The organism is Myroides sp. LoEW2-1 (genome assembly GCF_009767705.1).
Lineage (GTDB): Bacteria > Bacteroidota > Bacteroidia > Flavobacteriales > Flavobacteriaceae > Flavobacterium > Flavobacterium album_A.
Genome location: NZ_WSPP01000194.1, coordinates 1 through 8,404, shown reverse-complemented (window position 1 = coordinate 8,404; position 8,404 = coordinate 1). Strand labels below are relative to the sequence as shown.

9 protein-coding genes and 1 tRNA gene are annotated in these 8,404 nt (G+C 33.9%); 4 read left to right on the top strand and 6 right to left on the bottom strand.

Features of this window, described 5'->3' with window-relative positions; translation table 11 throughout:
- Positions 1 to 904 precede the first annotated feature (904 nt).
- From GOQ24_RS11665 to GOQ24_RS11650, 4 genes are all read right to left on the bottom strand, one after another.
- Positions 905 to 989: transfer RNA gene (locus GOQ24_RS11665), tRNA-Ser, on the bottom strand.
- 26 nt (positions 990 to 1,015) lie between these two features.
- A complete protein-coding gene (locus GOQ24_RS11660) occupies positions 1,016 to 2,041 on the bottom strand; it encodes an asparaginase (protein ID WP_155090805.1) in 1,026 nt (341 codons plus the stop codon).
- Positions 2,034 to 3,170, bottom strand: coding sequence for a 1-acyl-sn-glycerol-3-phosphate acyltransferase (locus GOQ24_RS11655; RefSeq protein ID WP_155090806.1), 1,137 nt, complete (start codon positions 3,168 to 3,170; stop codon positions 2,034 to 2,036). The genes GOQ24_RS11660 and GOQ24_RS11655 overlap by 8 nt, the downstream gene beginning before the upstream one ends.
- 44 nt (positions 3,171 to 3,214) lie before the next feature.
- Positions 3,215 to 3,985 (bottom strand): TatD family hydrolase, encoded by a 771-nt coding sequence (locus tag GOQ24_RS11650; protein WP_155090807.1) that lies wholly within the window; start codon positions 3,983 to 3,985, stop codon positions 3,215 to 3,217.
- Positions 3,986 to 4,063: 78 nt separating this feature from the next.
- Between GOQ24_RS11650 and GOQ24_RS11645 the strand changes: the two genes are divergently transcribed.
- Positions 4,064 to 4,501 carry a retropepsin-like aspartic protease gene (locus GOQ24_RS11645; protein WP_155090808.1) on the top strand — a complete coding sequence of 146 codons (438 nt, stop codon included), beginning with the start codon at positions 4,064 to 4,066 and terminating at the stop codon, positions 4,499 to 4,501.
- Positions 4,502 to 4,503: 2 nt separating this feature from the next.
- On the opposite strand, the gene GOQ24_RS11640 is transcribed toward GOQ24_RS11645, so the two are convergent.
- Entirely contained in the window at positions 4,504 to 5,079 is a 576-nt protein-coding gene (locus tag GOQ24_RS11640; protein WP_155090809.1) for a DUF3109 family protein, read from the bottom strand.
- Positions 5,080 to 5,695: 616 nt separating this feature from the next.
- Here GOQ24_RS11640 and GOQ24_RS11635 point away from each other — a divergent pair.
- The 3 genes from GOQ24_RS11635 to GOQ24_RS11625 all read left to right on the top strand — a co-directional run bounded on the left by GOQ24_RS11635 (position 5,696) and on the right by GOQ24_RS11625 (position 7,006).
- Positions 5,696 to 5,890, top strand: coding sequence for a hypothetical protein (locus GOQ24_RS11635; protein ID WP_155090810.1), 195 nt, complete (start codon positions 5,696 to 5,698; stop codon positions 5,888 to 5,890).
- A 1-nt stretch (position 5,891) separates the two neighbouring features.
- Entirely contained in the window at positions 5,892 to 6,509 is a 618-nt protein-coding gene (locus GOQ24_RS11630; protein ID WP_155090811.1) for an FAD-dependent oxidoreductase, read from the top strand.
- 113 nt (positions 6,510 to 6,622) lie between these two features.
- Positions 6,623 to 7,006: a DUF805 domain-containing protein gene (locus GOQ24_RS11625; RefSeq protein WP_155090812.1), complete on the top strand. Its 384-nt coding sequence runs from the start codon at positions 6,623 to 6,625 to the stop codon at positions 7,004 to 7,006.
- A gap of 73 nt (positions 7,007 to 7,079) precedes the next feature.
- Here GOQ24_RS11625 and GOQ24_RS11620 read toward each other — a convergent pair whose 3' ends face one another.
- On the bottom strand, positions 7,080 to 8,048 hold the full coding sequence (locus tag GOQ24_RS11620) for a PCMD domain-containing protein (RefSeq protein WP_155090813.1): 969 nt from the start codon (positions 8,046 to 8,048) through the stop codon (positions 7,080 to 7,082).
- Positions 8,049 to 8,404 lie beyond the last annotated feature (356 nt).

Below are 8,404 nucleotides of genomic sequence, written 5' to 3'. Positions count from 1 at the left end.
GAGAGTACATTATTTCTTGTTTGCTCATCTCTTTATTATTTCAAGCAAACTTACTACCTTACGTTAGCTTATGAAATATGGGCTTGGTCGGGTGGATACAAAGGAATGAAGGGAGTGAATTTGATTTAACCCATGAACCTTTGTTCTGTTCTATTAAATTTAGATAAGTGCAATTTTGTTGGTACTTTCTTAGGGGTTTCTTGCAGGTTGCTAGGGGTTTTCTTCGAGAAACACTGGTTTTTGCGTATAAAACCCCAAGGATACTCGAAGAAACCCCCAAGGAACTCCTAAGAAAGTACTGTTTTTTTCTGTTTTTAATACGGTCATAAACAGTCTATAAGTTTAAAAACGAATGTGTTTAGCATACATATTTTATAGATGACAAATAGCTTAAGAGGTTTGTTAGCTATCGTGAGGTTAGGCTTTCCTTTTAACTCTTTTAGTAAAAGAAGGTTGCTACCCAATTAGAGTAGTGTGTAATATATACTAAGATACAGCATAGAGCTGTAGGAGTCAACGAGATAAAGCTGAGTCTTGATTTGAATTATACCAGTGTATTCAATAAGTTAATGCCCAGGTAAATCACCTTCGACAGGTAGATAATCAAAGAATTGTTAGAGAAATAATAGGTGATTAACTAATGGGGAGGATTAGTGATATCGAAAGAACGACACTGATATACTTTAGTGTCTTTTTAAGTAGCTAAACTACCTATCAGGGTGGAATTTGTCATTACTTTATTCACAGTAGGGCAAAAACCTTTGATCAATCACATCATTCAAGCGTTAAACTCTTTTGTATTGTGTATAGAGGTGAAAAGAAAAGAGCATCTATTTCTTTTAGATTGGCATAAGTTTAGCTTCGTTTCCAACGCTTAATACTGATTCGATATAAAAATGATTTGCAGAAAGGAAGGGATTCGAACCCTCGATACATTGCTGTATACACACTTTCCAGGCGTGCGCCTTCGACCGCTCGGCCACCTTTCTGTTTATTTTAGTTGCGAATATAGCAATTAATCTTCCATTTCACCACAGATTGGTGTTTCAAAAGCTAATTTAAAATCGCTGATATCACTTTTTGCCAATAGGTACATTAGTTTGGTGATTGCCGCTTCTGTGGTAATATCTTTTCCTGAGATAACGCCAATTTCCTTTAATTCAGTACTGGTTTCATATTTGCCCATATGTACACTTCCACTAGAACACTGGGTTACATTGATAACCTTTAGCCCTTTTTTAATAGCCTGAGATAGTGTGTTTAAGAACCATGCTTCTGTTGGGGCATTTCCCGATCCGTATGTTTCTAATACTATTCCTTTTAGCTCTGGAATATTTAGAATGGCTTGTAATACATTTTGTTGTATTCCTGGGAAAACTTTCAAGATCATGACATCTCTCGACATTTTCTTATATACTGTAAAAGGCAAGTCTTGTGAGGTATAAGTCAAGAGAGATTTGTTTACTCTTAAATTGACCCCTGACTCTGCCAAGTGAGGTATATTTGGAGATGTGAAGGCGTTAAATAATTCAGCACTTACCTTTGATGTTCTATTTCCTCTATAGAGTTTGTACTCAAAGTATAAACAAACCTCCTGAATTACAGGTAAATTGTTATTCTGCAAAGCAGCTACTTGTATGGCTGTAATTAAGTTTTCTTTCGCATCAGTACGCAGATCGCCAATTGGTAATTGTGACCCTGTTAGGATAACGGGTTTGTGTAAGTTTTCCAACATAAAGCTCAGCGCAGATGCTGAATATGACATAGTATCAGAGCCATGTAAAATTACAAAACCATCGAATTTCTCATAGTATTCTTCAATAACAGAGGCCATTTGTACCCACATTTCAGGGCGCATATCCGATGAATCAATTGGAACGTCAAAAGAATAAGTTTCAATAGAACAATCCAAAAGGTGTAATTCTGGGATGCGCTCTACAAGCTGGTCAAAATTAAATGCCTTTAAAGCACCTGTTTTAAAGTCTTTGACCATGCCTATTGTCCCTCCTGTATAAATCAAAAGGATTGAAGGCTTATTCATTTTCTATTAGTTTTAATTTATTAACTACTGGGTTTGCATACATCGCTAAGAAATTATCAACAATAATTTGGTTTTCCTTATTGACGCGCAATTCCAATCTTCTTTCAAACAATTGTTTTTCTTGATCAGTATATTTGTCTTTAAACTTATTTGTTTTGTTTAAAATGTCGTATGCAATATAATTTGTAGGCCACAATCTATAGTTCTTGATGATGGAGTTATCAATCACAGAAGTGAGGGCTTGCATTTGTTTATTGGTTTTATCAAAGTTTGCTTTGATATTGTCTAATTCTGCATCAAGTACATCTCCTACGTGAATGTGAATTCCCCTTTTCTGACCTATGATACCGCTATAAAGGTTAATGAAGTCTTCGTTGCGATCTTTTACATAATCTTCATTATTCGCTTTAGCTAATATTTGAGGCATTTTCAAGGCATCCGTAGGGTCGTATTCATAAGAAATAGAAACGGGAACAATCTTTATCTTTTTAAAATAATCCATTAGGCATTCCTCATCAGATGCCATTCCCAGCATTTTTAGTACTCCTTGATGTGTGGCGTCATTTCCATCTTTGGTACGACCTTCTCTCTGAGCAATCCACACAGATCTATTCTCTTCGGTCAATAGATGTCTGATGTATTCAGACATTAACTTAGAGCTTTCCAATAGTTCACGCGGTGGTAATCCCCTTCTAACAAGGAAGTTTCTATTGACTTTTGCAAGTGCTAATAAAAATGACTTTTGTACTAAATTATCTCCAATTGCAGAAGCAGTCATAATCATTCCATGATCTTTTAGAGATACATTCAATAGTGATGTATCCATAATAATGTCACGGTGATTAGAGATATATAGATAAGAAGTGTTTTTATCAAGTTTTTCGAAACCTGATGAGCTTAGTCCATTCGAACTTTTCTCAAGGATTCTCTGTATTGAATGGTAAGCAAAATCATTTTGAAATTGCTGTATAGATTTTACTTCTCTTAAAGATTCCAACCATTGATCTTCCGTTTTATTAGGAAAAGTAAAACCCATTAAAGCTTTGATCATTGGGTGTTTTGAAATTTGTTTTAGAACTTCATTTACTTCATGATCATGGTAATGGCGTATTTCGTCAAATTTAGACATTATCGTGCTTTATTATTATAACTATAATTTAATATATGTTCCGTTTAAATACCAAAAACATCAACAGAATTAGCTGTTGTTTGTTTGGCAATTTCTTCAAGTGATAAATCGTATATCGCAGCTAATTTTTCAGCTACATTTACAATATATGCACTTTCGTTTCTCTTTCCTCTATAAGGGACAGGTGCAAGATACGGAGAATCAGTTTCTAATACGATGTGTTTTAAATCTATTTTATGAAGAAATTGATCAATTTTTCCGTTCTTGAATGTTGCTACACCACCTATTCCCAATTTTAAGTTATAAGAGATTGCTCTTCTCGCATCTTCCTCAGTACCAGAGAAACAGTGGAAAATCCCTCTTAATTCTTCCCCTTTTTCCCTTTCTAATACTTCGAAAACTTCTTCAAATGCATCTCGGCAATGAATGTTTATTGGCAATTTGTACTTTTTGGCTAATTGAATTTGGCGTTGAAATGCCTCTTGTTGTAAAGCTAAAGTAGACTTGTCCCAATATAAGTCAATGCCTATTTCTCCTACTGCATAAAACTGTCTTCTTTCTAATTCTCTCTCTACAAATGCTAATTCTTGTTGATAAGTTTCAGGTTTTACATCTGTAGGATGCAATCCCATCATGAGAAAGATGTTGTTAGGAAATTCCTTTTCTAATTCATACATTTTATCAGCATAACTTGAATCGATTGCTGGTATAAAAAAACGCGTAACACCCTTTAATATTGCTCGATTTATTGTTTCTTTGCGATCTTCTGCAAATGCATCAGAATATAAATGTGTATGTGTGTCTGTAAAAATCATTCCTATTGGTGTATTTTATTTGCTATTTTGCGAGTACAAAAGTACCTTATTAAAATGAATTAAAACTATATTTTGCTCATGGAAAACTTAAAAGAGATTTTAAAAAAAGAAAAGTACAAGCGTATTAAGTTTAAGATTTCGCGTACGCAGCATCTTTTCGTAAGAGCCAAAATTAATGGAGTATGGGGTGATTTTATCTTAGATACAGGTGCGTCAAACAGTTGTATTGACTTTTCGCATATCGATATGTTTAATATTGTAGCTTCTGAATCGACTACAAAAGCCACAGGAGCTGGAGCAAATGGATTATTTACACAAGTATCTTATAAGAACCATCTTCAGCTTGGAAGATGGCATCAAAAAGACTTCAATTTTGTATTATTAGATTTAACGCATGTCAATAATGCCTTGACAGAGTATAAAACGAAAAATGTTCACGGCATTATTGGTTCAGACGTATTGTTAATAGGCGAAGCGATTATAGATTACAAGGAGTGTACCTTATATATAAAGTAATTTTACTTGTTTTGTTTAGCCCATTCTGTGGCAACCTCTTCAAGTTCTTTGTACCAATCTTCTCCGTATTTTCTTATTAATGGGTCTTTTAAGAACTTGTAAACGGGTACTTCTAATTCTTGTCCTAAAGCACAAGCATCACTGCAAATGTGCCATTTGTGATAATTTACCGCAGCAAATGATGAAAATTCTTTTATTCGAATAGGATATAGATGACATGATATTGGTTTTTTCCAATCGATTAATCCTTCGCGATGTGCTTTCTCTATACCGCAAAGCGCCATATTATTCTCATAAATAACATACGCACATTCACCACCTTCAATTAATGGTGTTTCGATTTCCCCATCTTCTCCTTTTACCGTTTTTCCTTGTCTTTCAATTGCTTCAATTCCTTCAGGTCTAAGGAAAGGTTTTACTGTTTCGTAAATATCTTCCATTATAGCAACTTCTCCTTCTTCTACAGGAGCTCCTGCATCGCCATCAATGCAACATTGTCCTTTGCACGCTGATAGATTGCATACAAACTCTTTTTCTAATACATCTTCCGATACGATTGTTTTTCCGATTTGAAACATAATAATTTAGATAATATAAAAGGTTTGCAAAAATACGAATCTTATATCTATTTTAATCTCTTAGTGTTTTGACTTTGATACTTTATAATCAAACTAAATAGTTAATTAGACGTAAAGGGTTACTATTTGCGGTTTGTAAAGTTTATTGAAGATAGGCGTATTTTCTTTGAGTGTAGTTCTGTTGTATATAAGGTTTGGTAGGGAGGTCTATCTCTTTAGGACCTCTAATGGAGGGAGCTTAGATTAAGTAAGAAGTACGAAAGTCCTAAGTAGAAATAAAGAACTCTTTGCTATAAAGTACTTGAGGAATGTAGAGGAGAATCTCTCTTTTGCATGATATCTGTTTCTATTTGCAGTAAACTTGACTATTTGCTGCTTATTTTCAACTTGTTATTGCCTCTTTTTATATTGAATGTTTTTCGTTAGTTGAGGTAGATTTCACATCCCAATGTAATTTTTGTTTCAGTAATAATAGCCCTTACTTAAATTTACTTGTTAGTTATCATAAAGTTTTTGTGTTGATGTTAAATTGCAAGCGTGCTTTGTTAAAGCTTAATATGAATAAATAATATTTTTGTACTTTCGGACAATAATCTCAAATTCTTTATAACAGAAAATGAAAATATTTACTTACGTTATGTTCGTTGTAATTGCAGCATTGATTATTTTTAATGTTACAATGCTTGATTTTAATAATCTATTTCAGGGAGATAGTTTGATTGCGTTAATAAGTATTGTTGCTTTACTATGTGGAGTTTGCATTCTATTGATTTACCGCACTTCTAAAATTATTCAGAATAAAACAAAGTAGAATGGTAGCTATCTATGATGTTTTGATTTTAGGTGGTGGTGTATCAGGTGTTTCGTGTGCTCAAATTCTCGGTAGTGCTTTTAAGAAGGATTTCGCAAAAGATAAGAGAGTGGGAATTATGACACACCAAAAAGCTTCAATGCTTCAAGATGCTGTTTTTAATAACGCTTATGGAATTAAACCAGGAACACTTGGAAGTACTTTACTGAAGGAGTCATTAGATTATTTGTCGTTTTATCCTCAAATCAGTCAAATTGAGGGAGAGAAGGTATTGTCTGTAATCAAGAGAGATCATAGTTACGAGGTTTTAACGAATAAGAATACTTATCATGCTCATATTGTTGTAGTAGCTGTTAATTCGAGTCCTTCTTTTGACATTGAAGGACTAAAAGAATTTGTAGAGCCTCATCAAAAGTCTTTAGCTTCTAAAAATCGCATACAGTTAAGAAATCAAGATCACTTAGTGGCTGAGGGCATATATGTTGCAGGAACTTTGGCTGGACATAGAAGCCAATTGACTATTGCGGCTGGGAGTGGAGCAGCGGTGGCAACAGATATTTTAACGCTATGGAATGGAGGCGTTGAGACGCATAGTCACGATAGTTTAAGAAAGAAATAAGATCATAATCAACTAATATTGAAAAGCAATTAAAATTTTTTAATTGCTTTTTTTGTTTTTATAATTTAATAAATTGTAAATTTGCTGTTAAAGTTTTAAAAAAAATTAGACCTATGGAATGGTATTTAAAAGTAATTAAAGAGCATTATGCTGATTTTAATGGTAGAGCAAGAAGACAAGAGTATTGGATGTTTACATTGATAAACATATTAGTGTCACTTGTATTAGCTGTAGTAGATTATGTTTTAGGAACTGGATTTATTGGAAGTATTTATAGCTTAGCTGTACTTCTTCCTGGTTTAGCAGTTTCTGTTCGTCGTTTACACGATTTAGGAAAAAGCGGATGGCTTCTTCTTCTTGCATTGATTCCTTTAGTAGGAGCAATTATCTTACTTGTATGGTTTGCAACAGAAGGTAATGCAGGATCAAATGAGTATGGTAAAGATCCAAAGAACCCACACGAAGATATCAATGAAATTGGGCAAACAAATTTCTAAGATAAAAAAAAGCATTTAAGTAATTAAATGCTTTTTTTTGTATTCAAAATGTTGAGGTGCAATTTGCATTATCTTATTTCACGTCATAGACTAAACCTACGTTATCTATCCAAAGTCTACTATCTGTATTTCCTATATATGCTCCCCCATTACTTGAAGAAAATTGAACAATAATATGGGTAACTTCATCGTCTTTATCTCCCCATTCTTCTTCTAAAATAGGAACCATTTTACCTTTACTATTTCTCGTGTAGTAAGCCATTTCTCCACTTCGCAACGACATATAATCTCCATAGTAACTTTCTTTGGATATGTTGCCATAATTTACAAGGATGCGGTGTTTGTTCTGCCATTCCTTTACCGATTTGCTAAAGCGTTGCCACCCAGTTCCGATTCTTTTAGCATGTACATTTCCGTCTTTATCCTCCCATCGTTTTTGCAATAGTATCTGTATTTCAGCCATATCATTTCTGTTGGCATCTGTACCTTTTCCCATACCATTTACTTTTTTAGAAGGACCACCTGTTGTCACTTTGTAATCAAATTGAAGGGCTTTTGGCTTTTTTGTAAATGGAATACCCGTCACTAATTTACTTTGTGGGTTCTTAGTGTCTGTTATGGGTTCTACCATTTCTCCTAAAAATATTGTTCCGCTTGCAAGTACATTTATATTGATCACACCTAATACTTTTACACGTTCTATTCGCGTTTCTAATCTCGCTGCAAAACCGCTATTTCTCTTTTCAGGAAAAACGGTTACACTTCCTTTCGTAATGCCGCTAACAGTTGCAAGTACTGAGGAAGTAGCCCAAGGAGATTTGGTACTTTTATATGGTGTATTGTCTTTTAATGTGTCTTTTTGATCAGTGATAGAGTACAAGTATTGTGTGTTTCCACCAATGAGGAAAGACTCTTTAATTTCTCTTACCATCCACTTATCCATATTGCCATAAGGCAGCAATTCGACTTTTTCCTTTTGGGCAAAGCAAAGAGCTGGTATGCTAAGTAAGGTGGCTGCTAATATATGTTTCAGTGTTGTCATTTTTTTGTTGTTTAATTAGTGAATGTTGTTTTTTTCTAACATCTCAAAGTCTTCTTTTTTGAGATTCATCTTTCGATAAGGGACTGCAATATCATGGTCGTTTAGATATTCCCGTTCTTTTGTTACAAAAATGGGGTTGACTAAAGACAGGTCTTGTTCTAAATAATTTGTTTTTATACTTGCTATATCTAACATGGTATGAAAGATTGCATTTGTAGAAATAGGTTTGTTGACATTAGTTGAAATAGCCTCTATTTTATTGGTCGCAGACTGTAGTTAAAACTATGCACTTTAGTGCATTTAGCTTTCAGCTTCTAAAAATGTTTACCTTTGATATATGGAATATCAACGAACCG